23 protein-coding genes are annotated in these 24,413 nt (G+C 67.8%); 11 read left to right on the forward strand and 12 right to left on the reverse strand.

The features are described 5' to 3' along the window. Window positions 1-103 precede the first annotated feature (103 nt). Complete coding sequence (gene recN / locus ACN22W_RS03685; protein ID WP_129513764.1) at window positions 104-1,753, reverse strand: DNA repair protein RecN; 1,650 nt, start codon at window positions 1,751-1,753, stop codon at window positions 104-106. Window positions 1,754-1,772: 19 nt separating this feature from the next. Further along, the gene (locus tag ACN22W_RS03690; protein ID WP_129513765.1) at window positions 1,773-2,675 is read right to left on the reverse strand and encodes an NAD kinase; all 903 of its coding nucleotides are present in this window, start codon (window positions 2,673-2,675) and stop codon (window positions 1,773-1,775) included. Window positions 2,676-2,806: 131 nt separating this feature from the next. Here ACN22W_RS03690 and hrcA point away from each other — a divergent pair, with 131 nt between their 5' ends. The 3 genes from hrcA (at window position 2,807) to ACN22W_RS03705 (ending at window position 5,511) form a co-directional block, all read left to right on the forward strand. Further along, window positions 2,807-3,829, forward strand: coding sequence for a heat-inducible transcriptional repressor HrcA (gene hrcA / locus ACN22W_RS03695; RefSeq protein ID WP_048242933.1), 1,023 nt, complete (start codon window positions 2,807-2,809; stop codon window positions 3,827-3,829). Window positions 3,830-3,954: 125 nt separating this feature from the next. Continuing rightward, the gene (gene hemH, locus ACN22W_RS03700; protein WP_419686278.1) at window positions 3,955-5,019 is read left to right on the forward strand and encodes a ferrochelatase; all 1,065 of its coding nucleotides are present in this window, start codon (window positions 3,955-3,957) and stop codon (window positions 5,017-5,019) included. Window positions 5,020-5,103: 84 nt separating this feature from the next. Continuing rightward, window positions 5,104-5,511: an RNA-binding S4 domain-containing protein gene (locus tag ACN22W_RS03705; RefSeq protein WP_419686280.1), complete on the forward strand. Its 408-nt coding sequence runs from the start codon at window positions 5,104-5,106 to the stop codon at window positions 5,509-5,511. Here the strand turns inward: ACN22W_RS03705 and ACN22W_RS03710 are convergent. Beyond that, window positions 5,483-5,644: a hypothetical protein gene (locus ACN22W_RS03710; protein WP_006476841.1), complete on the reverse strand. Its 162-nt coding sequence runs from the start codon at window positions 5,642-5,644 to the stop codon at window positions 5,483-5,485. The genes ACN22W_RS03705 and ACN22W_RS03710 overlap by 29 nt on opposite strands. 354 nt (window positions 5,645-5,998) lie before the next feature. Between ACN22W_RS03710 and grpE the strand changes: the two genes are divergently transcribed. The 5 genes from grpE to ACN22W_RS03735 all read left to right on the forward strand — a co-directional run bounded on the left by grpE (window position 5,999) and on the right by ACN22W_RS03735 (window position 12,378). Beyond that, entirely contained in the window at window positions 5,999-6,544 is a 546-nt protein-coding gene (gene grpE / locus ACN22W_RS03715) for a nucleotide exchange factor GrpE (protein ID WP_129513768.1), read from the forward strand. A gap of 10 nt (window positions 6,545-6,554) precedes the next feature. Then, window positions 6,555-6,965 carry a thioredoxin family protein gene (locus ACN22W_RS03720; RefSeq protein ID WP_419686282.1) on the forward strand — a complete coding sequence of 137 codons (411 nt, stop codon included), beginning with the start codon at window positions 6,555-6,557 and terminating at the stop codon, window positions 6,963-6,965. A 148-nt stretch (window positions 6,966-7,113) separates the two neighbouring features. After that, on the forward strand, window positions 7,114-9,066 hold the full coding sequence (dnaK, locus tag ACN22W_RS03725; RefSeq protein ID WP_193097668.1) for a molecular chaperone DnaK: 1,953 nt from the start codon (window positions 7,114-7,116) through the stop codon (window positions 9,064-9,066). A 266-nt stretch (window positions 9,067-9,332) separates the two neighbouring features. Next, the gene (gene dnaJ / locus ACN22W_RS03730; RefSeq protein ID WP_129513771.1) at window positions 9,333-10,469 is read left to right on the forward strand and encodes a molecular chaperone DnaJ; all 1,137 of its coding nucleotides are present in this window, start codon (window positions 9,333-9,335) and stop codon (window positions 10,467-10,469) included. 4 nt (window positions 10,470-10,473) lie between these two features. Next, window positions 10,474-12,378 carry a chorismate-binding protein gene (locus ACN22W_RS03735; protein ID WP_419686283.1) on the forward strand — a complete coding sequence of 635 codons (1,905 nt, stop codon included), beginning with the start codon at window positions 10,474-10,476 and terminating at the stop codon, window positions 12,376-12,378. 145 nt (window positions 12,379-12,523) lie between these two features. Here ACN22W_RS03735 and panB read toward each other — a convergent pair whose 3' ends face one another. Genes panB through hda form a run of 6 tightly spaced genes read right to left on the reverse strand, consistent with a single transcriptional unit; the run spans window position 12,524 to window position 17,615 of the window. Further along, window positions 12,524-13,339: a 3-methyl-2-oxobutanoate hydroxymethyltransferase gene (panB, locus tag ACN22W_RS03740; RefSeq protein WP_419686285.1), complete on the reverse strand. Its 816-nt coding sequence runs from the start codon at window positions 13,337-13,339 to the stop codon at window positions 12,524-12,526. Window positions 13,340-13,383: 44 nt separating this feature from the next. Next, entirely contained in the window at window positions 13,384-14,070 is a 687-nt protein-coding gene (locus ACN22W_RS03745) for a deoxynucleoside kinase (RefSeq protein WP_419686287.1), read from the reverse strand. Then, complete coding sequence (gene folK, locus ACN22W_RS03750; RefSeq protein WP_048242923.1) at window positions 14,067-14,609, reverse strand: 2-amino-4-hydroxy-6-hydroxymethyldihydropteridine diphosphokinase; 543 nt, start codon at window positions 14,607-14,609, stop codon at window positions 14,067-14,069. The genes ACN22W_RS03745 and folK overlap by 4 nt, the downstream gene beginning before the upstream one ends. 35 nt (window positions 14,610-14,644) lie before the next feature. Continuing rightward, window positions 14,645-16,186 (reverse strand): polynucleotide adenylyltransferase PcnB, encoded by a 1,542-nt coding sequence (gene pcnB / locus ACN22W_RS03755; RefSeq protein ID WP_193097670.1) that lies wholly within the window; start codon window positions 16,184-16,186, stop codon window positions 14,645-14,647. Window positions 16,187-16,191: 5 nt separating this feature from the next. After that, window positions 16,192-16,869, reverse strand: coding sequence for an HAD family hydrolase (locus tag ACN22W_RS03760; protein ID WP_419686288.1), 678 nt, complete (start codon window positions 16,867-16,869; stop codon window positions 16,192-16,194). A gap of 11 nt (window positions 16,870-16,880) precedes the next feature. Then, window positions 16,881-17,615 carry a DnaA regulatory inactivator Hda gene (gene hda / locus ACN22W_RS03765; RefSeq protein WP_319022249.1) on the reverse strand — a complete coding sequence of 245 codons (735 nt, stop codon included), beginning with the start codon at window positions 17,613-17,615 and terminating at the stop codon, window positions 16,881-16,883. Between the two features lie 250 nt (window positions 17,616-17,865). Between hda and purM the strand changes: the two genes are divergently transcribed. Both purM and ACN22W_RS03775 read left to right on the forward strand, forming a co-directional pair. Further along, window positions 17,866-18,921: a phosphoribosylformylglycinamidine cyclo-ligase gene (gene purM, locus ACN22W_RS03770; protein WP_034182804.1), complete on the forward strand. Its 1,056-nt coding sequence runs from the start codon at window positions 17,866-17,868 to the stop codon at window positions 18,919-18,921. Window positions 18,922-19,021: 100 nt separating this feature from the next. Next, window positions 19,022-19,417 (forward strand): YybH family protein, encoded by a 396-nt coding sequence (locus ACN22W_RS03775; RefSeq protein WP_419686290.1) that lies wholly within the window; start codon window positions 19,022-19,024, stop codon window positions 19,415-19,417. A 22-nt stretch (window positions 19,418-19,439) separates the two neighbouring features. On the opposite strand, the gene tet is transcribed toward ACN22W_RS03775, so the two are convergent. Beyond that, window positions 19,440-20,633, reverse strand: coding sequence for a Tet(A)/Tet(B)/Tet(C) family tetracycline efflux MFS transporter (gene tet, locus ACN22W_RS03780; RefSeq protein WP_419686292.1), 1,194 nt, complete (start codon window positions 20,631-20,633; stop codon window positions 19,440-19,442). Between the two features lie 64 nt (window positions 20,634-20,697). On the opposite strand from tet, the gene tetR reads away from it, so the two are divergent. Next, the gene (gene tetR / locus ACN22W_RS03785) at window positions 20,698-21,330 is read left to right on the forward strand and encodes a tetracycline resistance transcriptional repressor TetR (RefSeq protein WP_419686294.1); all 633 of its coding nucleotides are present in this window, start codon (window positions 20,698-20,700) and stop codon (window positions 21,328-21,330) included. Between the two features lie 21 nt (window positions 21,331-21,351). Here tetR and miaA read toward each other — a convergent pair whose 3' ends face one another. Beyond that, on the reverse strand, window positions 21,352-22,326 hold the full coding sequence (gene miaA, locus ACN22W_RS03790; protein ID WP_419686296.1) for a tRNA (adenosine(37)-N6)-dimethylallyltransferase MiaA: 975 nt from the start codon (window positions 22,324-22,326) through the stop codon (window positions 21,352-21,354). After that, entirely contained in the window at window positions 22,323-24,302 is a 1,980-nt protein-coding gene (mutL, locus tag ACN22W_RS03795; RefSeq protein ID WP_419686297.1) for a DNA mismatch repair endonuclease MutL, read from the reverse strand. The genes miaA and mutL overlap by 4 nt, the downstream gene beginning before the upstream one ends. Between the last annotated feature and the right edge of the window lie 111 nt (window positions 24,303-24,413).

The raw sequence follows: 24,413 nt of genomic DNA on the forward strand, positions 1-24,413 counted from the left end.
TGCGGCGCGTGGGGCCGCATGCGGGGGCTGGGCCTGGCCGGATGAATCGTGCGAGTCCGCCCCCGGCCCTTGCATGGCCGGGCGCCGAGTCGTGACGGCCGCGTCAGGCCGCCAGCATTTCCTTTGCGTGCTTGCGCGTCGTGGCCGTGATCTCGAGCCCGCCGAGCATCCGCGCGACTTCCTCGATCCGGTTGGCCCGGTCGAGTGCGACGACCGTCGAGACCGTGCCGCCGCGGTCGTCGGCGCCCTTCGCGACCTGGAAGTGGTGGTCGCCGCGCGCGGCGACCTGCGGCAGGTGCGTCACGCACAGCACCTGACGGTCGCGCCCGAGCTGGTGCAGCAGGCGGCCGACCACTTCGGCGACGCCGCCGCCGATCCCCGTATCGACTTCGTCGAAGATCAATGTCGGCGTCGGGCTCGCCGCGCTGGCGATGACCGCGAGCGCGAGACTGATCCGCGCGAGCTCGCCGCCCGACGCGACTTTCGCGAGCGGCCGCAGCGGCACGCCGGCGTGCCCGGCGACCCGGAATTCGACCTGCTCGAGCCCGTGTGGGCCGCCGTCGGCGAGCGGCACGAGCGAGACTTCGAAACTTCCGCCCGCCATCGACAGTTCCTGCATGCCAGTCGTGACGGCCGTGCCCAGCGCCCTGGCGGCCTGTGCTCGCGCCTTGGACAGATGCTTCGCGTCGGCGAGATAGGCTTCCCGCGCCTTGGCCTGGATCGCCTCGAGCGCGCCGAGATCGGCGGCCGCGTCGAGCGCGGCGAGCTGGGCGCGCCGCGCCGCATGTTCTTCGTGCAGCGTGTCGGGCGGCAGCCGGAACTTGCGGGCGGTCGAGTGCAGCGCATCGAGGCGCGTTTCGACCTGCGCGAGCCGCTCGGGATCGAGATCGACGCGCTGCGCGTAGTGCGACAGCGAGTAGACGGCTTCCTGCAGCTGGATCTCGGCCGGTTCGAGCGACGCGAGCGCGTCGCCGAGCGTGGTGTCGTAGTCGGCGAGGCTGCGCAGCTTCGACACGATCGCGCCGAGCTGCGCGAGCATCGCGTCGTCGGCCTCGGACAGCGCGTTGAGCGCGCCCCGTACGCCTTCGATCAGGTTCGCCGAATGCGACAGGCGCTTGTGCTCGTTGCTGACCTCATCCCATTCGCCGGCCTGCGGCGCGAGCTTGTCGAGCTCGGCGAGCTGCCACGCGAGCTTTTCGCGTTCGAGCTGCAGCTCGCGCTCGTGCGCCTTCGCGGCGTCGATCGCCTGCGTCGCGTCGCGCCAGACGCGCCACGCGCGCGCGACGTTCGCGGCATCGGCGACGAGCCCCGCGTGCGTATCGAACAGCTCGCGCTGCGCGTCGGGCCGCATCAGCAACTGGTGCGCGTGCTGGCCGTGGATGTCGACGAGCATCTCGCCGAGTTCGCGCAGCTGCGCGAGCGTCGCGCTGGTGCCGTTGATGAACGCGCGCGAACGGCCGTTCGCGTCGATCACGCGGCGCAGCATCACGGTGTCCTCGGCGTCGAACGCGTGTTCGTCGAGCCAGCGCACGACGCGGTCGTGCGGCGTGAATTCGGCCGTGATGTCGGCGCGGCCGCAGCCGGTGCGCACGACGCTCGCGTCGGAGCGTTCGCCCAGTGCGAGCGCGAGGGCGTCGATCAGGATCGATTTCCCGGCGCCGGTTTCACCGGAAAACACGGAAAAGCCGCTGTCGAATTCGAGATCGAGCGCGGCGACGATGACGAAGTCGCGTATCGAGAGGTGGCGGAGCATGGTGTCGGGCGGAGGGGCGTCAGGACGCCTTGTCGTCTTCGTTCGATGCGTGTTCGTTCCAGTGCAGCTTCTTGCGCAGCGTCGTGTAGTAGCTGTAGCCGATCGGGTGCAGGAACGGCACCGTATGCTTCGAGCGGCGCACCTCGATCGTGTCGTTCAGTTCGAGCGAGGTGAACGACTGCATGTCGAAGTTCACGTTGACGTCGCGCCCGCCGACGATCTGGATCGCGATCTTCGTGTCGTCCGGCAGCACGATCGGCCGGTTCGACAGCGCGTGCGGCGCGATCGGCACGAGCACGATGCCCTGCAGCTGCGGATGGAGGATCGGGCCGGCCGACGACAGCGCATAAGCGGTCGAGCCCGTCGGCGTGGCGACGATCAGGCCGTCCGAACGCTGGTTGTACATGTACCGGCCGTCGACCGACGCGCGCAGCTCGACCATCCCGGAGAAGCCGCTGCGGTTGACGACGACGTCGTTGAATGCGATCGCGTGGTAGATCGGTTCGCCGTCGCGCATGATCCGCGCCTCGAGCAGCGAGCGCTCCTCGCGCTCGAACTTGCCCGACAGCATCACGGGGACGAGCGCATGCATGTCGGCGGCCGCGATGTCCGTGATGAAGCCGAGCCGCCCGTGGTTGATCCCGATCAGCGGCGTCCGGTACGGCGCAAGCTGGCGGCCGATGCCGAGCATCGTGCCGTCGCCGCCCAGCACGACCGCCACGTCCGCACGCGCCCCGATTTCGGCCGGGGTGAGCGCCGGGTAACCGGTGATGCCGAACTCGCGCGCGGTATCGCCTTCGAAGACGACCTCGAAGCCCAGCTTCGCGAGGCTGGCAGCCAGGGTGGCGAGCGGCTCGGCGATGCCGGGCGTGTTGCTCCGGCCGACGAGCGCGACAGTATTGAACTGATTACCGGTTTTCATGCCGGCATTACACCATAGCTCGTTGACGAAAAGAACCGGCTGTGCACCGGCGGGGCCGGATCGGGCCGGCCCGCGCAATGGCGGCCGACGCCACTCGCCGCGGTCGCGCGGTTGCGCTAAAATTTTCCACCATGCTAGATCCTCGCGCACGAACCCTCCTGAAAACCCTGATCGAACGGTATATCGCCGACGGTCAGCCAGTCGGATCGCGCACGTTGTCCCGTTATTCCGGGCTCGAGCTGAGCCCGGCGACGATCCGCAACGTGATGTCCGACCTGGAGGAACTCGGCCTCGTGTCGAGCCCGCACACGTCGGCCGGCCGCGTGCCGACGCCGCGCGGCTACCGGCTGTTCGTCGACACGATGCTGACGGTCGAGACGCCGATCGACGCCGAGGCCGTCGCGCGGCAGGTGCAGAACACGCTGCAGGCCGGCGAGCCGCAGCAGCGGGTGGTCGCCGCCGCGGCGAGCGTGCTGTCGAACCTGTCGCAGTTCGCGGGCGTCGTGCTGACGCCGCGCCGCAGCCACGTGTTCAAGCAGATCGAGTTCATGCGGCTGTCGGACAAGCGCATCCTGCTGATCATCGTCACGCCCGAGGGCGACGTGCAGAACCGGATGCTCGCGACGCCGCGCGATTACTCGCCGTCGCAACTCACCGAGGCGTCCAACTACATCAACGCGCATTTCGCCGGCCTGTCGTTCGACGAGGTGCGCCGCCGCCTGCGCGACGAGATCGACCAGTTGCGCGGCGACATGACCGCGCTGATGCATCTGGCGGTGACGGCCAGCACCGAGGTGCCCGACACCGAGGACACCGTGCTGATTTCCGGCGAGCGCAACCTGCTCGAGGTGGCGGACTTGTCGTCCGACATGGCGCGGCTGCGCAAGCTGTTCGACGTGTTCGACCAAAAGACGGGCCTCCTGCAACTGCTCGACGTGTCGAGCCACGCCCAGGGCGTGCAGATCTTCATCGGCGGCGAATCGACGCTCGTGCCGATCGAGGAAATGAGCGTCGTCACCGCGCCTTACGAGGTGAACGGGCAGATCGTCGGCACGCTCGGCGTGATCGGCCCGACCCGGATGGCGTACAACCGCGTGATTCCGATCGTCGACATCACCGCGCGCCTGCTGTCGCTGACGTTGAGCCAGCAGTAGCACACCCGATCCCGCCCCGTCATCGTGCCGCGGCGCCGTGCGTGCCGACAGTCGGCCGAACGGTACGGGGCGGCCCGCTATAATTGAGAGCCGTCCGGTCCCGTGCCCCGAGCACGTTCTTGCCCATGCGTTTCGATCTTGAGCCGCCTTCGAGCATCGCGGCCGCCCACCGCATCGGCGTGCTGCTGATCAATCTCGGCACGCCCGACGCGCCCACGCCGCGCGCAGTACGGCGCTATCTGGCCGAATTCCTGTCGGATCCGCGGGTCGTCGAAATTCCGCAGGTCGTCTGGCAGGTGTTGTTGCGTACGCTGATCCTGCCGCTGCGCAGCCGCGCGTCCGCGAAGAAATACGCGGCCGTCTGGATGCCGGAGGGCTCGCCGCTGCGCGTGCACACCGAGCGCCAGACCGACGGCGTGCGGCACCTGCTCGTGTCGAACGGCTATCACGTGCTCGTCGACTACGCGATGCGCTACGGCAGCCCGAACATTGCGCACGCGCTCGCGCAGTTCAAGCGCTCGGGCGTCGAGCGCGTGCTGCTGATGCCGATGTATCCGCAATACTCGGCGTCGACCACGGCCACCGCGTTCGATGCCGCATTCGACGCGCTCGCGCGCATGCGCAACCAGCCGGAGGTGCGCACGGTGCGGCACTACGCCGACCATCCGGCCTATATCCACGCGCTTGCCGAGCAGGTGCGCCAGTACTGGGCGCAGCACGGCCGGCCCGACTTCGCGGCGGGCGACAAGCTCGTGCTGAGCTTTCACGGCGTGCCGAAGCGCACGCTCGACCTCGGCGACCCGTATCACGACCAGTGCCAGCAAACAGGCGCGCTGCTGATGGCCGCGCTCGGGCTGTCGACGACCGAATGCCGCGTCACCTTCCAGTCGCGCTTCGGCAAGGCCGAATGGCTGCAGCCGTACACCGCGCCGACGCTGCGCGAGTTCGGCGAGGCAGGCGTGCGGCGGGCCGACGTGTTCTGTCCCGGTTTCACGGCCGATTGCCTGGAGACGATCGAGGAGATCGGCATGGAAGTGCGCGACGAGTTCCTCGCCGGCGGCGGCAAGGCGTTCCACCGCATTCCGTGCCTGAACGGCGCACCCGCGTGGCTCGGCGCGATCGGCGAGATCGTCGCCGAGAATCTGCAGGGCTGGCCCGTCAAGGCCGCGCAGCCCGAAACGGTGAACTGAGATGGAACGACACCCGCGCACATTTCATTCGCTGCGCGCCGGGGAGGCGGTCAGCCTCCTTGGGGCGGCCCGGCGGAGGCTGACATGAACTACAAGATTTCCACGGAACCGGGCGCGAAGCTGCGCATCGACAAATGGCTGTGGGCAGCCCGGTTCTTCAAGACGCGCTCGCTCGCGACCGATGCGGTCGACAAGGGGCACGTGAAGATCGGCGGTTCCGCGATCAAGCCGGCGAAGGAGGTGCGCGTCGGCGACGAGGTCGAGATTGCGATGGACGGCATCGTCTGGCACATTGCCGTGCGCGGCGTGTGCGATGTGCGCGGGCCGGCGAGCGTCGCGCAGACGCTTTACGAGGAAACGGAAGCGGGGCGGGCCGCGCGGCTCGCCGAACTGGAGCGGCGTCGCACGTATCGCGAGCCGGCGGCCGAGCTGCACGGCCGGCCGACGAAGCGCGACCGGCGCATCATCGACAGATTTTCTGGTGGGAGCTGAACATCTGGTCGAACGTCGCCCGCGCGCTTCCGTATTCGGTCGTGCGATCGGTGACGGCTCCCGACAGGCAGATGGTGGTGGTGCCGGCAATGAGTACCAGCGCGACCACCGAAATCGCAAAGGTCAGTTTCACGGTACTCCCCTCGAGAAGACGGGTGAAAAGGCGCCTGGTGGATGTAAGGCGACGGTCAGCTTAGGGTAAACACGCTTTTCCGACGCTTGAGTGGAGTGTAGTGCAGCGGCGTTGTGCGCAGCTAGTACTTGCCAGGTAAGCGTTGTTACAGGCCGTTTCTCCCGATCCGGCGAACGCTGCGACGCATGCACCGGCAGGACGCGCGGTTGTTTCGCGGCAATGGCGAATGCCGGCGAATAACCCTCTTGAAATTGTAGTTTTCGCCCTTATTTGCACCAGCAATGTGCGGTACCGCCGGGTATACGGTCCGGCGGTGACCGATTTGGCTTCAACCTCTAATCGACTTTCAGCGACATGGAAAACACGCAAGAGAACCCGGCACCCCAATCGGCCGAAGACATCGGCAGCGAGAAGCAGGCGGCGCAAGGCGCCACTCCCGCCGCCGAAGCCGCCGACGCGGCGCTCGCGGAGGCTCAAGCCAAGGTCGCCGAGCTGCAGGAGAGCTTCCTGCGGGCCAAGGCCGAGACCGAGAACGTGCGCCGTCGCGCGCAGGATGACGTCTCGAAGGCGCACAAGTTCGCGATCGAAAGCTTCGCGGAGCACCTGCTGCCGGTGCTGGACAGCCTGGAAGCGGCCGTCAGCGATACGTCCGGCGACATCGCGAAGGTGCGCGAAGGCGTCGAGCTGACGCTGCGCCAGCTGACGAGCGCGCTCGAGAAGGGCCGCGTCGTCGCGATCAACCCGGTCGGCGAGAAGTTTGATCCGCACCAGCACCAGGCGATTTCGATGGTGCCGGCCGAGCAGGAACCGAACACCGTCGTCGCGGTGCTGCAAAAGGGCTATACGATCGCCGACCGCGTGCTGCGCCCGGCGCTCGTCACCGTCGCGCAGCCGAAGTAAGGCCGTCGCGATGGCTGCCGCCGGCGTCGATCCGGCCGCGTTCGACGTGTTCGACATGCAGCCGCTGGCTGCCGACACGTTCGACGCGGGTATCGACGGCGCGGGCGATGCGCTCGCGGTGGTGTTCTTCTGGGGCGTCGACTGCTTCAACTGCGAGATCGCGAAGAAGGCGATGCTCGCCCGGCCCGACGCGATCCGCGCGCTGGATCTGAAGTGGTTCCATTGCAACGTGTACGAACACCATCAGCTGGGGCACCGCTTCGGGCTGCACGGCGTGCCGACGTGGTTCTTCTTCCACCGCGGCAAGCGTCTCGGCCGTGCGACGGGCTGGCATGGCCTCGCGCAGTTCCAGGCGGCCGTTTCGGCGGCGCGCGCGAAGATCGCGGTGGCGGCCGGCGATCCGGCGGCCGGCGGCGATTGAAAAAATTTAATATCCGCATCGCTTGTCGGGTCTTGAAAACGGGCCGGACGGACGCATGTCGGGAGCAGAGTTGAATTCTGGCGCGTGAAACCGCCCAAAAACGCGGCGTTTCGCGCAGCAATCAAGCATTTCTGGAGATTAGGAAAAAATGGGAAAGATCATCGGTATTGACCTCGGCACCACGAACTCGTGCGTCGCCATCATGGAAGGCAACCAGGTCAAGGTCATCGAGAACTCGGAAGGCACGCGCACCACGCCGTCGATCATCGCCTACATGGACGACAACGAAGTGCTCGTCGGCGCGCCGGCCAAGCGTCAGTCGGTGACCAACCCGAAGAACACGCTGTTCGCGGTGAAGCGCCTGATCGGCCGCCGCTTCGAAGAGAAGGAAGTCCAGAAGGACATCGGCCTGATGCCGTACAGCATCGTCAAAGCCGACAACGGCGATGCATGGGTCGAAGCGCACGGCGAAAAGCTCGCGCCGCCGCAGGTTTCGGCGGAAGTGCTGCGCAAGATGAAGAAGACGGCCGAAGACTACCTCGGCGAGCCGGTCACGGAAGCCGTGATCACGGTGCCGGCGTACTTCAACGACAGCCAGCGCCAGGCGACCAAGGACGCCGGCCGCATCGCGGGCCTCGAAGTCAAGCGGATCATCAACGAGCCGACGGCAGCTGCGCTCGCGTTCGGCCTCGACAAGGTCGAGAAGGGCGACCGCAAGATCGCCGTGTATGACCTCGGCGGCGGTACGTTCGACGTGTCGATCATCGAGATCGCGGACGTCGACGGCGAAATGCAGTTCGAAGTGCTGTCGACCAACGGCGACACGTTCCTCGGCGGCGAAGATTTCGACCAGCGCATCATCGATTACATCATCGGCGAGTTCAAGAAGGAGCAGGGCGTCGACCTGTCGAAGGACGTGCTCGCGCTGCAACGCCTGAAGGAAGCTGCTGAAAAGGCGAAGATCGAGCTGTCGTCGAGCCAGCAGACCGAAATCAACCTGCCGTACATCACGGCGGACGCGTCGGGCCCGAAGCACTTGAACCTGAAGATCACCCGCGCGAAGCTGGAAGCGCTGGTCGAGGACCTCGTCGAGCGCACGATCGAACCGTGCCGCATCGCGATCAAGGACGCAGGCGTCAAGGTGTCGGACATCGACGACGTGATTCTGGTCGGCGGCCAGACCCGCATGCCGAAGGTCCTGGAGAAGGTGAAGGAGTTCTTCGGCAAGGATCCGCGTCGTGACGTGAACCCGGACGAAGCCGTCGCGGTTGGCGCGGCGATCCAGGGCCAGGTCCTGTCGGGCGACCGCAAGGACGTGCTGCTGCTCGACGTGACCCCGCTGTCGCTCGGCATCGAGACGCTCGGCGGCGTGATGACGAAGATGATCAGCAAGAACACGACGATCCCGACGAAGCACGCGCAAGTGTATTCGACGGCGGACGACAACCAGGGCGCCGTGACGATCAAGGTGTTCCAGGGCGAACGCGAAATGGCGGCCGGCAACAAGCTGCTCGGCGAGTTCAACCTCGAAGGCATCCCGCCCGCACCGCGCGGCGTGCCGCAGATCGAAGTGAGCTTCGACATCGACGCGAACGGCATCCTGCACGTCGGCGCGAAGGACAAGGCGACCGGCAAGGAAAACAGGATCACGATCAAGGCCAACTCGGGTCTGTCCGAGGCTGAAATCGACCAGATGATCAAGGACGCGGAAGCGAACGCAGCGGAAGACCACAAGCTGCGCGAGCTGGCCGATTCGCGCAACCAGGGCGACGCGCTGGTCCACAGCACGAAGAAGGCGCTCACCGAGTACGGCGACAAGCTGGACGCGGGCGAGAAGGAAGCGATCGAAGCGTCGCTGAAGTCGCTCGAGGAAGTGCTGAAGGACACGTCGGCCGACAAGGCAACGATCGACGCGAAGGTCGAGGAGCTCGGCAAGGTCTCGCAGAAGCTCGGCGAGAAGATGTACGCCGACATGCAGGCTCAGCAGGCGGGTGCTGCCGCCGGCGCTGGTGCAGCGGAAGGTGCGGCCCACGCGGGTGGCGCGCAGCAGGCTGCCGACGACGTCGTCGACGCCGAGTTCAAGGAAGTGAAGAAGGACTAAGCCGGGTTGCAATGGCACCGCACGCCGCGCGCGGAAACGCGCGCGGCGCGACTGACCAGCGGCTGAAAAGCGGTCTGTCTTTCCTTCCGGATGGCCGGATCGACTCCACGCCTGGCGGGCTTCGCGGCCCTCCGGGCACATTTGTTTTTTGGCGGGTGCTGCGCGAGCCGTCCGCGGACGGCTGCAGCGCCAGACGAGTCGAGAGACTTTACTGCAGGCGAAAGGAGCCGCCGCGTGCGCGATGCGTGGCGGCACAGTGAATCGATATGGCGAAACGGGATTACTACGAGGTTCTGGGCGTCGCGAAGAATGCGGGCGACGACGAAATCAAGAAGGCATATCGCAAGCTTGCGATGAAGTATCACCCTGACCGTAATCCGGACAGCAAGGATGCGGAAGAGCATTTCAAGGAGGTGAAGGAAGCCTATGAAATGCTGTCGGACAGCCAGAAGCGGGCCGCGTACGACCAGTACGGCCACGCGGGCGTCGATCCGAACATGGGTGGTGCGGGCGCACAGGGCTTCGGCGGCTTCGCGGATGCGTTCGGCGACATCTTCGGCGACATCTTCGGCCAGGCCGCGGGCGGCGCCGCACGCGGCGGCCGCGGCGGCCCGCAGGTGTATCGCGGCGCCGACCTGCGCTACAGCATGGAAATCACGCTCGAGCAGGCCGCGCACGGCTACGACACGCAAATTCGCGTGCCGAGCTGGGTGTCGTGCGAGGTCTGCCACGGGTCGGGCGCGAAGCCCGGCACGAAGCCGGAAACCTGCCCGACCTGTCATGGCCAGGGCACGGTGCGCATGTCGCAGGGCTTCTTCAGCATCCAGCAGACCTGCCCGAAGTGCCATGGCACCGGCACCTACATCCCCGAGCCGTGCGTGCACTGCCACGGGTCGGGCAAGGTGAAGGAAACCAAGACGCTCGAAGTGAAGATCCCGGCCGGGATCGACGACGGGATGCGGATCCGCTCGGCCGGCAACGGCGAGCCGGGCATCAACGGCGGGCCGCCGGGCGACCTGTATGTCGAGATCCACATCAAGCCGCACTCGGTGTTCGAGCGCGACGGCGACGATCTCCACTGCCAGATGCCGATCCCGTTCACGACCGCCGCGCTCGGCGGCGAGATCGAGGTGCCGACGCTGGCCGGCCGTGCGTCGTTCCCGGTGCCGGAAGGCACGCAGTCGGGCAAGACGTTCCGCCTGCGCGGCAAGGGTATCAAGGGGCTGCGTTCGAGCATCGCGGGCGATCTGTACGTGCATGTGCAGGTCGAGACGCCCGTGAAGCTGACCGACCACCAGCGCGACCTGCTCAAGCAGTTCGAGAAGTCGCTGGCCGAGGGCGGCGCGCGTCACAGCCCGCAGAGCAAGAGCTGGTTCGACCGGGTGAAGAGCTTCTTCGAGTAACAGCATGACTGAAGGTAACGAGAGCGCGTCGTTCGCGCTCTTGGACGATTGCGACTCGACCGCGTCCGCGCGGTCGAGTCGTTTGTATTCGGGTTTCGTGCACGAACGCGTGTGCACGGACCCGGCGCGGCTCGACGAAGTCGACGCGGCGGTTGCGCAGGATCTGCGCGACGGGCTGCATGCGGTCGTCGTCGGCGATTACGCATTCGGACGCAACCTGCAACGAGCGCAGCCGGGCGATGCCCCGCTGCGCTTTTTGTTGTACGCGCGTTGCGAGCGCCTGTCGCGCGACGAAGTCGACGCATGGCTCGCGCAGCAGGACGGCGGCGGCACGCCGTCGATCGCGGGCGTCGCGCATGTCGCGAAGAGCGTGTCGCGCGATGCGTTCGACGCGGCGATCGACGCGGTGCACGACGCGCTGCGCGCGGGCGATTCGTATCAGATCAACTACACGTACCGGCTGAATTTCGACGTGTTCGGCACGCCGCTCGCGCTGTACCGGCGGCTGCGCGCGCGCCAGCCGGTGCGGTACGGCGCGCTGATCGCGCTGCCCGGCGGCGCGTGGGTCGTGTCGTGCTCGCCCGAGCTGTTCGTCGAGAAGCACGGCGACGTGCTGCGCGCACGGCCGATGAAGGGCACCGCGCCGCGTTCGGTTGATCCCCGCGAAGATGCGGCGGCTGCCGCGTTCCTCGCGAGCGATCCGAAGAACCGCGCGGAAAACGTGATGATCGTCGACCTGCTGCGCAACGACGTGTCGCGGATCGCGCGCACCGGTACGGTCCGCGTGCCGGCGCTGTTCTCCGTCGAGCCGTATGCGTCGGTGTGGCAGATGACGTCGACGGTCGAGGCCGGCTGGCGCGCCGGCACGACGTTCGCGCAGATGCTGCGCGCGCTGTTTCCGTGCGGATCGATCACGGGCGCGCCGAAGTACCGGACGATGCAGCTGATTGACGCGATCGAGACGACGCCGCGCGGGCTCTATACGGGCGCGATCGGCTGGCTCGACGCGCCGCCGGATGGCGCCGATTCCGTCGCGCGCGACGAGCGTGCGGCAGGTTGCGGCGATTTCTGCCTGTCGGTCGCGATCCGTACGTTGACGCTTGATGCGGCCGGCACGGAATTCGAAGCACGCGATCCGGCAACGGCAACTGCCGGCCGGCGCCGGGGCACGATGGGCGTTGGTGCGGGTATCGTGCTCGACAGCGTCGCGGCCGACGAATATGCGGAGTGCGAATTGAAAGCGCGATTCCTGACGGACGCCGATCCCGGCTTCCAGTTGTTCGAAACGACCGCCGCCACGCGAGCGGACGGCATCCGGCATCTCGATCGTCATCTTGCGCGGCTGCAGCGCAGCGCGGATACGCTCGGCTTCCGCTTCGACGCCGATGCGTTGCGCCGCGAGATCGACGTGCGCTGCGCGGCGCTCGATGGCGACGGGGCCTACCGAATGAAGCTCTCGCTTGCGAAGGACGGCACGGTCGAGATCGTTGCGGCGCCGCTCAAGCCGTTGCCGGCGGGGCCGGTCGGCGTGCTGCTGGCGTCGGCGCACGGCTTCGCGCCGACCCGCGCGAGCGATGCGCTGCTGCTGCACAAGACCACGCGCCGTGCCGAATACGACCGCGCGTGGCAGGCGGCGGAGGCGCTCGGCGGTTTCGACATGCTGTTCGTCAACGAGCGCGGCGAGGTGACGGAAGGCGGGCGCACGAACCTGTTCGTGAAACTCGACGGTCAGTGGGTGACGCCGCCGCTGGCGTCCGGCGTGCTGCCGGGCGTGATGCGCGGCGTGCTGCTCGACGATCGCGCGTTCGGTGCGACGGAGCGCGTCGTGACCTGTGACGATCTTGCACGCGCGCAGGCGCTGCTGCTGACCAATGCGTTGCGTGGCGCGCTCGACGCGGTATTGAAGTGATGACGTGACGGATCGGGCATCGCGCTTGCGCCGGTGCCGCGAAGCGTTTCACCGATGCTGCGTGCAAACAAAAAGCGCGGCGCCCCGCAAAGGGTGCCGCGCTTTTTCACATCCAGATGCCGGCGAACCCGCCGCCAGCCCCGCGTCAGAACGAGTGTTCCGGCCCGGGGAACGTGTGGTCCTTCACCGCGCTCACGTAGGCTTCGACGGCCGCCTGGATGTTCGGCTGACCCTGCATGAAGTCCTTCACGAAGCGCGGCCGCTTGCCGGGGAAAACGCCGAGCATGTCGTGCAGCACGAGCACCTGCCCCGAGCAGTCGACGCCCGCGCCGATGCCGATCGTCGGAATCTTCAGCATGTGCGTGACTTCGGACGCGACGAGCGTCGGCACCGCTTCAAGCACGACGAGCTGCGCGCCCGCGTCCTCGATCGCGCGCGCATCGCGCAGCAGCTGCGCGGCGCCCGCTTCGGTCTTGCCCTGCACCTTGAAGCCGCCGAACGCATGCACCGATTGCGGCGTGAGGCCGAGGTGCGCGCACACGGGCACCGAGCGTTCGACGAGGAAGCGGATCGTATCGGCCAGCCATTCGCCGCCTTCGAGCTTGACCATCTGCGCGCCCGCGCGCATCAGCTTGACCGAGTTCGCGAATGCCTCGGCCGGCGTGCCGTACGTGCCGAACGGCAGATCGGCGACGACGAGCGCGCGCGGCTGCGCGCGTGCGACACAGGCCGTGTGATATGCGATGTCGTCGAGCGACACCGGCAGCGTGGTCGTGTGGCCCTGCAGCACGTTGCCGAGCGAATCGCCGATCAGCAGCACGTCGGTGCCCGCGCGATCGAGCAGCGCGGAAAAGCTCGCGTCGTAGCAGGTGAGCATCGCGATCTTCTCGCCGGCGTCGCGCATTGCCTGCAGCTTGGGTACCGTCACGGCAGGCCGGCTCGATTCCTGGAGATAGGTCATGGGGAAATCCGGGTCGATAGGTGAAGAACGTCAGGCGGGACGCGTCAGCGCGTCGTCTCGCCCTTGACGAAGAATTCCTTGCGGCCGCGCATCGTCTCGATGCGCTCGACCAGCAGGGCAAGGTCTTCGGGGGAGTCCAGCGGGTTCAGGTGTTCCGCGGCGACCGTCAGCACCGGGGTGCGGTCGTAGTGGTAGAAGAATTCGTTGTACGCGTCGACGAGCGAGCGCAGGTACGCGTCGCTGATCTGCAGCTCCATCGGCAGCCCGCGCTTCTGGATGCGCGAGAACAGCACTTCGGGGCTGGCCTGCAGATAGACGACGAGGTCGGGCGACGGCGCCTGCGGCACGTCCACGTGCGTCGCGACCGAGCGATAGAGCTGCCATTCGTCTTCCGGCAGGTTCAGCCGCGCGAAGATGTCGTTCTTCTGCGGCATGAAATCGGCGACGACGGGGCGGCCCGTTTCGAGTGCACCGATCAGCTCGCGCGCCTGCTGCGCGCGCTGCAGCGCGAACGACAGCTGCACGGGCAGCGCGTAGCGCGCGGTGTCGCGATAGAAGCGTTCGAGGAACAGGTTGTCCTGCGGGCGTTCGAGCAGCGTCTGCATCGACCAGCGCTCGGCGAGCAGGCGCGCGAGCGACGTCTTGCCGACGCCGATCGGGCCTTCGATCACGAGATAGCGGTGCGGGGCGCGCAAGTCGGGCGCGGTGACGGTCAGCGGAGTCGAGTTCATCGGCAGCGGTTCTTGTCGGTGTCTTCGCCGGCCGCGAGCGCCTTCTGCATCAGGCACTGGCAGGTCTGCACCTTCTCGACGCGCTGGTCCGCGACGGCGGCGAGAAAGGCGTCGGCACGGCCGCGCGCGGGGATATCGAGCGCCGGATCGATCTCGACGAGCGGCACGAGCGCGAACGCGCGGTCGGTGAGGCGCGGGTGCGGGACGATCAGGTCGGGTTCGTCGATCGAGTCGGCGCCGAACAGCAGGATGTCGAGATCGAGCGTGCGCGGCGCGTTGCGATACGGGCGCTCGCGCCCGAAGTGATGTTCGATCTTCTGGCAGAGCGCCAGCAGCTCACGGGCCGAGAGCGTCGTGTCGAGCTTGACGACGCAGTTGTAGTAATCGTCGCCGCCCGCTTCGAAGGGCGCCGTGCGATACAGGCTCGATTTGCCGAGGATCGAGATGGTGCGCTGCTGCGCGAGGCACACCACCGCGTCCTTCAGGGTCTGGCGCGCATCGCCGAGATTCGCCCCCAGTCCGATATATGCAACCGTCATGGCATCACTTCCTACGTCGTTCGCCGACGAGCGCGTCAATCGTCGGAACCGCCCGCGGTGTCCGGTGCCTGCTCGGCGGCACCTTCACCCGGCTTGCGGTTTCGCACGCCGCCGCGGCGGCGCCGCTTGCGGGGCGATTTTTCCTTCGAGCCGCCTTGCGTGAGCAATGCCTCGCGAGCGGCCGCGTCGCCTTCGATGAAATCCGTCCACCACTGTCCGACATCCGCATCGAGCTCGCCGGATTCGCAGCGTAACAGGAGGAAATCATACCCCGCTCTAAACCTTTGGTGTTCCAGCAGCCTCATCGCGCTGCGGCCCGAGCGTTTTTCGAGGCGCAACTGCAAGCCCCAGATCTCGCGCATGTCGGCCGAATAACGCTTGTGGATCGCGAGTTTCTCGGTCTGCATGTCGAGCACGTCGTCCATCGCGCGATGGAGCGCCGGCACCGGGATTTCGCCTTCGGCCGTGTATTGCTCGAAGCGCTGGCGCATGTCGTGCCACAGCAGCGTCGCGAACAGGAAGCCCGGCGACACCGGCTTGCCGGCGCGCACGCGCGCATCGGTGTTGTTCAGCGCGAGCGTGATGAACTTCTCGCCTTGCGGCTGTTCGAGCACGACGTCGAGGAGCGGCAGCAGCCCGTGGTGCAGGCCTTCCTTGCGCAGCCGCGTCAGGCACGCGAGCGCGTGGCCCGACAGCAGCAGCTTCAGCATTTCGTCGAACAGGCGTGCGGCCGGCACGTTGTTGATCAGGTCGGCCAGCGCGTTGATCGGCTCGCGCGTATGCGGCTCGATCTCGAAACCGAGCTTCGCCGCGAAGCGCACGACGCGCAGCATCCGCACCGGATCCTCGCGGAACCGGGTAGCCGGGTCGCCGATCATCCGCAACAGGCGGGCGCGCATGTCGGCCATCCCGTCGTGGTAATCGAGCACCGTCTGCGTCGACGGGTCATAGTACATCGCGTTGATCGTGAAGTCGCGGCGCGCGGCATCTTCATGCTGCTCGCCCCACACGTTGTCGCGCAGCACGCGGCCGCTCGCGTCGACCGCGTGCGTGCGGCGATCGAGTTCGTCGCGCTTCAGGCGCTTCGGCGGCTCGGCCGCGGCGGCAGCCTCGGGCGGCGCGTCGACCAGCGCGCGGAACGTCGACACCTCGATCAGTTCCTGGCCGAACTGCACGTGGACGATCTGGAAGCGGCGGCCGATCAGGCGCGCGCGGCGGAACAGGCGCTGCACCTCGGTCGGCGTCGCGTCGGTCGCGACGTCGAAGTCCTTCGGCGCGATGCCGAACAGCAGGTCGCGCACCGCGCCGCCGACGATGAACGCACGAAAACCCGCCTGCTGCAGCGTGTCGGTCACGCGCACGGCATTCTTCGAGATCAGCGATGGATCGATCCCGTGCACGCTGGCCGGCACGATGGTCGGCTCATGGTTGCTGCGCGGTTTTTTCGCGCCGCCGCCGCGGGTGCCCTTCGAGGGGCGCGGGGCAGCAGGGGCCGCTTCGTCGGCCGGGGCCGCTGCGGGAGGTGTTTGCTCGGATTCGTCCTGACCGAGCAGCTTGCGAATGAATTTTTTGATCACGACGTTCAGAAGAGATCGAGGATACGCCAGCCGCGGTTGCTTGCATGCGCGCGCAGCGTGTCGTCAGGGTTGGTCGCGATCGGGTCGGTGACTTTCTCGAGCAACGGGATGTCGTTGTGCGAGTCGCTGTAGAAATAGCTGTGCGCGAAGTCGTCCCAGTGCTTGCCGAGTGACGCGAGCCACGCCTCGGTACGCACGATCTTGCCTTCGCGATAGCTCGGCGTGCCGGTCGGCCGGCCCGTGTACGGTGAATCGGGATGCCCGTCGGTCGTTTCGACCTCGCACGCGATCAGCGTGTCGACGCCGAATGCGGTGGCGATCGGGCGCGTGATGAATTCGTTGGTGGCCGTCACGACGCAGCACAGGTCGCCCGCATCGAGGTGCTTGCGCACCAGCTCGAGCGCGGCGGGCGTCATCGCGGGACGGATCACCTCGTACATGTATTGCTCGTGCCAGTCGGCGAGCTGCGCGCGCGAATACTTCGCGAGCGGCGTGAGCATCGCCGTGAGGTACGCGTGGATGTCGAGCTTGCCGGCCTTGTAGTCGGCGAAGAACTGATCGTTCTGACGCGAGAAGCTTTCCGCGTCGACGATGCCGAGCTTCACCATGAAGCGACCCCATTCGTGGTCGCTATCGGTCGGGATCAGCGTGTGATCGAGGTCAAAGAGTGCCAGATTAGTCATGGAAGCGCATTTTACTCGAAGCGGTTCGGGCCCGTGCCCGGTGGTGTGATGTCGTCGCCGGGACGCGCCAGCATTCGGCGCAGCAACGGCAGCGTGACGGCGCGTTTCTGCTCGAGCGAGAAGCGGTCGAGCGCGTCGAGCAGCGCCATCAGGCTCGGCATGTCGCGGCGGAAATGGGTCAGCAGGTAGGCGGCGATGTCGTCGGTGAGCGCGATCCCGCGCTCCTTCGCGGCGAGCTTGAGCACGGCGATCTTGCCGGCGTCGGACGGCGGCGACAGGTGGAACACGAGCCCCCAGCCGAGGCGCGTGCGGAGATCCTCGCGCACGTCGAGCGCGAGCGGCGCCGCGGGGCCCGCCGCGACGAACGCGCTCGACGGATGCGCGCGGACCTCGTTGAACAGGTTGAACAGCGCGACCTGCTGCGTGTCGGTCATCCGGTCGCAGTCGTCGATCGCGTAGATGCCGATGCGCGGGTCGAAGGTGAACGCGCCGAGCGGGCTCTGCGGCGTCAGATAGCGCGCATAGCCGTACGACGCGTCGCTCACGAGCGCCTGCAGCAGGTGGGTGCGGCCGCTGCCGGGCTCGCCCCAGATGTAGAACGAACGGTCCGGCACGGGGCCCGCCGCGAGCGCGAGGTCGAGCTTCTGCAGGCGCGAGATGAGCTCGTCGTTCTCCTCGTTCATGATGAAGTTGTCGAACGTGGCGGGCGGCGGCGTGCCGAGATCGAGCGTCAGTTGACGGGACACAACAGTCACAATGCGGGTCGGTTGAAAAAACGCGTGCCGTACGCCGGGCACGCGCCGGGGAATGCGGCTCCGCTGGCTGCACGCGCGACCGTACGCACGGCGCCGTGCCGGTTTCGGCGCGGTTCGCTGGGCGTTGAAAACGGGGACGTGTTGACCAAGATGCAATCCCTGACGATTCGGTGCTGGGAATTCCGGCCAACCGGCCGGCTTCGGGTAAAATCGCATTTTACCGACCTTCTCGCATTCCCCCATGAATCCTCCGAAATCCGCTCCTGACGCTCAGGGTCTGTCCTATCGCGACGCAGGCGTCGACATCGACGCGGGCGACGCGCTCATCGACAAGATCAAGCCTTTTGCGAAGAAAACCCTGCGCGACGGCGTGCTCGGCGGCATCGGCGGGTTCGGCGCGCTGTTCGAAGTGCCGAAGAAGTATCGCGAGCCCGTGCTCGTGTCGGGCACCGACGGCGTGGGCACCAAGCTCAAGCTGGCGTTTCATCTGAACAAACACGACACCGTCGGCCAGGATCTCGTCGCGATGAGCGTGAACGACATCCTCGTGCAGGGCGCCGAGCCGCTGTTCTTCCTCGACTACTTCGCGTGCGGCAAGCTCGACGTCGACACGGCCGCGACGGTCGTCAAGGGCATCGCGCAAGGCTGCGAACTGTCGGGCTGCGCGCTGATCGGCGGTGAAACGGCCGAAATGCCGGGCATGTACCCGGACGGCGAATACGACCTGGCCGGCTTCGCAGTCGGCGCGGTCGAGAAGAGCAAGATCATCGACGGCAGCACGATCGCCGAAGGCGACGTGGTGCTGGGCCTCGCATCGAGCGGCATCCACTCGAACGGCTTCTCGCTCGTGCGCAAGATCATCGAGCGTGCAAACCCGGACCTGTCGGCCGATTTCCACGGACGTTCGCTCGCCGACGCGCTGATGGCACCGACGCGCATCTACGTGAAGCCGCTGCTCGCACTGATGCAGAAGCTGTCGGTGAAGGGCATGGCGCACATCACGGGCGGCGGCCTCGTCGAGAACATTCCGCGCGTGCTGCGCGAAGGCCTCACCGCCGAGCTCGACCAGAACGCATGGCCGCTGCCGCCGCTGTTCAAGTGGCTGCAGGAGCACGGCGGCGTCGCCGACGCGGAAATGCACCGCGTGTTCAACTGCGGGATCGGCATGGCCGTGATCGTCGCGGCGGCCGATGCCGACGCAGCGATCGCCGACCTGACCGCCGCCGGTGAACAAGTGTGGAAGATCGGCACCGTGCGTGCGACCCGCGAAGGCGAGGCGCAGACGGTCGTGGTCTGACGCGCCGCCCGCAGCAGATGCAGCAGGAAAAGCCGCCCGGAGTCGATCCGGGCGGCTTTTTTTTCGGGCGCCGCGCGGCGCCGATGAAGGAGGGACGACGATGACCGAAGACGAACGCGCGATCCGCGAGCTCGTGGAAAACTGGTTCGTGTCGAGCCGGCGCGGCGATCTGGCGACCGTGCTCGACCTGATCGCCGACGACGCGATCTTCATGGTGGCCGGCAAGCCGCCGTTCGACAAGGCGGCGTTCGCGGCGGCATCGCGTGATGCGAACGCGGGTGCGGAGCACGCGCCGAAGGTCGACGGCCGCTACCGGATCGACGAACTGCGCGTGATGAGCGACTGGGCGTACATGCGCAATTTCCTCGAAATCGACGCGACACCGCCGGGCGGCGACACGATCCGCCGTTCGGGGCATACGCTGACGATCTTCCGCAAGGCCGACGGCCGCTGGCAGCTCGTGCGCGATGCGAATCTCGTGACGCTCGCGCACTGAGCGCGGCGGCGCCCGCCGTCGCTCATGCCGACGGCCGCGGCGCGCCCGCCGGACGCGCGCCGGCCAGCAACGGCGGCACGAGCAGATAGAGCAGCGCGGCCGCGGCCCACACGAGCCCCGGCCACGTCGAGCGTGTCGCCGCATAGGTCGCGGTGATGACCAGCGGCCCCGCGACGCCGATCAGGCTGGCCACGCTCGCGAGCGTGCCCTGCAATTCGCCCTGGCGCGCATCGTCGACCTGCCGCGCGAGCATCGCCTGCAGCGCCGGCAACGTCATGCCGCCCGCCGCGAACAGCGGCAGCAGTGCGAACGGCACCCATGCGGCGGTCGCGAACGCGATCGCCACAAGGCCGAGCGCGTCGCCCGCGAGGCCCAGCGCGAGCGCGCGGCGCTCGCCGAGCCGTGCGATCAGCGGCCCGATCGCGAATGCCTGCGCGAGCGCGTGGCACGCGCCGTAGCCGGCGAGCGACAGCCCCGCGATCGGCGTCGACCAGCCGAAATGCTCCTGGCCGTACAGGATCCACAGCGTCGCGGGCGCCTGCGACACCAGCGCCACGATCACGTAGATGCCGACCAGGGGCGCGAGCGCGGGCGCGCCGCTCAGCCGGCGCAGGCTCGCGAACGGGTTGAACGCGGCGACCGCGCGGCCTTCGCGGGCCGCACGCGGCCGCGATTCCGGCAGCGCGCGCCAGACGAGCGCGAGATTGAGCGCATTGAGAAGCGCGGCCGCGACGAACGGCGCGCGCAGGTGCAGCGCACCGAGCAACCCGCCGATCAGCGGGCCCGCGATGAAGCCGATGCCCATCATCGCGCCGAGCTGGCCGAAGCGCTTGGCGCGATCGGGTTCGGCCGTGACGTCGGTCACGTACGCGGTCGCTACCGCGACGTTCGCGCCCGTGATGCCCGCGATCAGCCGCCCCGCGTAGAGCCAGGCGAGCGTCGGCGCGAGCGCCATCAGCAGGTAGTCGAGCGCGGCGCCGGCGAGCGACACGAGCAGCACGGGCCGGCGGCCGAAACGGTCGCTCAGCGCGCCGAGCAGCGGTGCGCACAGGAATTGCGCGAACGCGTACAGCGCAAGCAGTACGCCATAGTGCGTGTCGATGCTGCCCGCGTCGGCGAGCGAGCGCAGCAGCCCGGGCAGGATCGGCATCACGATCCCGACGCCGATCGCGTCGAGCAGGACCGTGGCCAGGATGGCAATCAGGGACGGATTCAAGAGTGCGGCTCTCTATCGATGATAGAGTGGTGATTATTCCATAGTTTCCCTATCGGTGATAGAGATGAAGGACACAGGCGCGCGGCTGACGCGCGACACGGTATTGCGCGCGGCGCTCGAATTGCTCGATGAAGTCGGTATCGACGGATTGTCGACGCGGCGGCTCGCCGAGCGGCTCGGCGTGCAGTCGCCGACGCTTTACTGGCATTTCCGGAACAAGGCCGAGCTGCTCGACGCGATGGCCGAAGCGATCATGCTCGAGCGCCACGACGCGTCGCTGCCGCGGACGGGTGAAGCATGGGATACGTGGCTCGCCGAGAATGCGCGCAGTTTCCGCCGCGCGCTGCTGGCCTATCGCGACGGCGCGCGCCTGCACGCCGGGACGCGGCCGCGCGCGCTGCATTTCAGTTCGATCGAACGCAAGGTCGCGCTGCTCGCCGACGCGGGCTTCGCGCCGGATGAAGCGGTCGACGTGATGTATGCGCTCGGCCGCTTCGTGGTCGGGTGGGTGCTGGAAGAGCAGGCGGAGCCGGACGGTGACGCCGAAGCGCCGCTGCCGGATGCGGCCGAGTATCCGCTGCTCGCGAAGGGCTGGGCCGCGTTGCGCGAGCGCGGCGGCGACGAAGCGTTCGAGCGCGGCGTCGCGTTGATCGTCGAAGGTGCCCGTGCGGGTCTGGCGGCGCGCCGGCGCGGCTGACGCCGGCTGCCGTTCGTCCGCTCAGCCCGGCGTGCGGCCGTCGAGCACGCGTTCGAGCGCATCGAGCGCGCGGGCGGTCGAGTCCGGTGCAATGCAGTCGACGACGATCCGCTCCGGCATCGCGCGCAGCCACGTGAGCTGGCGCTTGCAGAGCTGGCGCGTCGCGAAGATGCCCTTGTCGCGCATCGTCCGGTAGTCGGCGTCGCCGTCGAGGTATTCCCATGCCTGCCGGTAACCGACGCAACGCATCGACGGCAGGTCGGGATGAAGGTCGTCGCGCCGGCGCAGCCGCTCGACTTCGTCGATGAAGCCCGCGTCGAGCATCGCGTCGAAGCGTTGTTCGATCCGCGCGTGCAGTACCGCGCGATCCGACGGTTCGAGCGCGACCGGCACGAAGCGGTACGCGGTGGCCGCATCGTCCGCGCGCGGCGGCGCGGCCAGCAGCACCGACATCGGTTGCCCGCTCAGCATGAAGATCTCTAGGGCGCGCTGGATTCGCTGCGAATCGTTCGGCGCGAGCCGCGCGGCCGTATCGGGATCGACCTGCGCGAGCCGCGCATGCAGCGCGGGCCAGCCGTCGCGCGCGGCGTCGGCATCGAGTTGCGCGCGCACGGCCGGATCCGCGGACGGCAGGTCGTTGAGCCCCTGCGTCAGCGCCTTGTAGTACAGCATCGTGCCGCCCGCGAGCAGCGGCGTGCGGCCGCGCGCGACGATCTCGCCGATCAGGCGCAGCGTGTCCGCGCGGAAATCCGCGGCCGAATACGCGTCGGCCGGGTCGATGATGTCGATCAGGTGATGCGGCACGCTCGCGCGTTCTTCGCGCGTCGGTTTCGCGGTGCCGATATCCATGTCGCGGTAGACGAGCGCCGAATCGACGCTGACGATCTCGATCGGGCGGCGCGCGGCGAGCGCCAGCGCCGCGGCCGTCTTGCCCGAGGCGGTGGGGCCGAGCAGGCAGGCGATCGTCGTCGGGCGGGAGTGCGGTGAGACGCTCATTGGCCGCGCATGAACAGGCGGTCGAGATCGTTCAGCGTGAGCTGATACCACGTCGGCCGGCCGTGATTGCACTGGTCCGCGCGTTCGGTCGCCTCCATCTGGCGCAGCAGCGCGTTCATCTCGTCGAGCGTCAGGCGCCGGTTCGCGCGCACCGCGTGGTGGCACGCGAGCGTGCCGAGCAATTCGTGCTGTCGCTCGGTGAGCACGCGCGAGCCGCCGAACGCATGCAGGTCGGCGAGCACCGCGCGCGCGAGCGACTGCAGGTCGGCATCCTTCAGCAGCGCGGGCACCGCGCGGATCGCGAGCGTCGTCGGTGACAGCACCGCGAGATCGAAGCCGAGCGATTCGAGCGTGTCGCGTTCTTCCTCGACGGTACCGATTTCGATCGGCGTGGCCGTCATCGATACCGGCAGCAGCAGCGACTGCACCGCGACCGAGCGATCGGCGAGCGCGTTCTTGAACTGTTCGTACAGGATCCGCTCGTGCGCCGCGTGCATGTCGACGATCACGAGCCCGTGCGCGTTTTGCGCGAGCACGTAGATGCCGTGGATCTGGCCGAGCGCGAAGCCGAGCGGCTGCTCGTCGTGCGTGCTCGCGGCGATCGGCGATGCGGAGAAGCCCGGCAGCGGCGCGCCCGGCGCGTCGGCCGAATCGCGGGCGAGCGTGGTCGTGCCGTCCGGCGTGCCCGCGCCCGTGTCCTTGCGGCCGAACAGCGCATCGTAGAGCGCGAGCGGCTGCGCGACGGGCAGCGTGCCTTGCGTCATCCGCGCCTGGCGCATCCAGGTGTTGCCCGTCGACGACGCGGACGACGACGGCGACGAGAAGCCGCCACCGGTGGCCTGGCCCTGGCCGAGGGGCGTGTCCAGGAACGATGCGGGCCCGCGCGGCGCGGGTTCGAGATGCGCGGCATGGCCGCCCGCGGTGGTTTCCGGCGACGCGCCCGCGTGGCGCGCGAGTGCGCGCTGGACCGCGTGGAACACGTACTGGTGGATCGAGCGCGAATCGCGGAACCGTACCTCGATCTTCGACGGATGCACGTTCACGTCGACGGCTTCGGGCGGCAGGTCGAGGAACAGCACGTACGACGGGTAGCGGTCTCCGTGCAGCACGTCCTCGTAGGCTGCGCGCACCGCGTGCGTCAGCAGCTTGTCGCGCACGAAGCGGCCGTTGACGAAGAAGTACTGCTGGTCGGCGCGCCCGCGGCTCGCGGTCGGCAGCCCTGCGCAGCCGTAGACGGCGAGCGGGCCGGCCTGCTCGTCGAGCGGCAGGTGTGCGGTCGCGAAGCTGTCGCCGAGGATCTTCGCGACGCGCTGCGCGGGTTCGGTCGCATTCCAGTGCTCGACGGCCTTGCCGTTGTGCAGTACCGAGATCGCGACGTCCGGCCGTGCGAGCGCCGCGCGGCGGATCATTTCCAGGCAGTGGCCGAACTCGGTCTGCTCGCTCTTCAGGAACTTGCGCCGCGCAGGCGTGTTGAAGTACAGCTCGCGCACCTCGATCGTCGTGCCGGTCGAGCCGGCGGCGGGCGACAGCACGCCCGTCTGCGCGTCGATCTTCATCGCATGCGCGGCATCGGCCGTGCGGCTCGTGATCGACATCTCGGCGACCGACGCGATCGATGCGAGCGCTTCGCCGCGGAACCCGAGCGTCGCGACCGCCTCGAGCTCCTCGAGCGAGCGGATCTTGCTGGTTGCGTGGCGCATCAGCGCGAGCGCCAGTTCGTCGGGCGGAATGCCGCAACCGTCGTCGGTGATCGAGATGCGCTTGACGCCGCCTTCTTCGAGCACGATGCGCAGCGTCGTTGCGCCGGCGTCCATCGCGTTCTCGAGCAGTTCCTTGACGACCGACGCCGGGCGTTCGACGACCTCGCCGGCCGCGATCTGGCTGATCAGCTGGTCGGGCAGGGGCTGGATCGCGCGCAGCGGGCGCGGAGTCGGGGCGGGCGCGGCGCCCGCGGCCGTTTCGGTGATATCGGACATGGCCGAATTATAGCGAGGCGGCGGATACGTGCCGGGGCGACGAACCGTTACGTTTTTTCACGGAGCCTTAAGGTAGTTTCGGTATCATGGGTCCGGTACACGCGCTGCGCC

The sequence above is a fragment of the Burkholderia theae genome (assembly GCF_048565265.1).
Lineage (GTDB): Bacteria > Pseudomonadota > Gammaproteobacteria > Burkholderiales > Burkholderiaceae > Burkholderia > Burkholderia theae.